Raw genomic sequence first — 1,095 nt, 5'->3', positions numbered from 1 at the left:
CAACTCCTGGGATACACCTTCAAGGACTACGACAAGGCAAGCCGCTGGACGTGGAAATTCTTGCGGGACAGCACCGCTGAGCAAGTCCGCGCAATTGCCAACTACGCGCTGGAGGCCGACAACCGTCTGACAACCGGGACGATCTTGCAGCGGCTGTTTGACCCAACGCAGATAGCAAACGAGTGGTCGCACCCGGTGTATGGCCTGTACAACGGTGACACCATGGTTCCACCGGCCTATCTCGGCAAGCAGTTTGCGGCGGCACACCAGCACTACCTCGTTTCCGGTAGCGCCACCATTGATTCCGGAGACCTCGAAACTGCCGTTCGCCATGTGACCGAGCACGGTTTCGGCACTGAATCAAACTCACGGCTGTTGGCGCTGATGAACCCGGCACAGGCGGAAGTGGTGTCAACCTTCAAAGCTGGCGAAGAAAACGCCAGCGGCATTATTGCCAAACACGACTACATTCCCAGCGCTGGCGCACCGGCCTACTTGCAACCGGAAAATATTGTGGGTCAGGTTGCGCCGGAGTCCTACAACGGTCTGAAGGTGCAGGGTAGCTACGGCGAAACCTGGATTATCCAAAGCGATTTCATTCCGGAAGACTACTTGGCGGTTGTTGCCACCTATGGAGCTAACAGCCCTGACAACGCCATCGGGTTCAGACAGCACCCTCAGCGTCAGTACCAGGGTCTAAGAAATATCCCGGGTATCGGCCCATTTCCATTGCAGGATAGCTTTTTCCAGCGCAGCTTCGGTGTTGGCGTGCGCCGTCGCGGCCAGGCCTGCCTCACGCAGATCAAGGCCAGCGGTTCCTATGACGTGCCGGTGATCCCGAAGTGACGCCTCTAGATTGGCTGCAGACCAATCTGACTGCAGTGGTGGTCGCGGTAGCTCAGGCCGGTGCCACCCTGGCCGGCTCAACTGCTGAAACCAATGTGTCTCAGTCCCATTACTACTCTTGGAGCCGGTTCACAAGATGAGTAGAAGCGGAGCCGACGCGTCCGGTCTCGGTGACCAGCTTGCGCGCAACCTCGCGTATCTGGAAAACGGCGATACCGGCGCTAGCGAGTTCAGTTGGGCCGATGGCCT

1 protein-coding gene is annotated in these 1,095 nt (G+C 58.3%); it reads left to right on the top strand.

Translation table 11 applies throughout. The features are described 5' to 3' along the window. Window positions 1-846: hypothetical protein (locus tag A5791_RS16510; RefSeq protein WP_067239006.1), on the top strand; the 846-nt coding region annotated here is incomplete at its 5' end. Between the last annotated feature and the right edge of the window lie 249 nt (window positions 847-1,095).

The sequence above is a fragment of the Mycobacterium sp. 852002-51163_SCH5372311 genome, from assembly GCF_001667115.1.
In the GTDB taxonomy this organism is placed as follows: domain Bacteria; phylum Actinomycetota; class Actinomycetes; order Mycobacteriales; family Mycobacteriaceae; genus Mycobacterium.
This window is presented reverse-complemented; position numbering and strand designations above follow the sequence as displayed.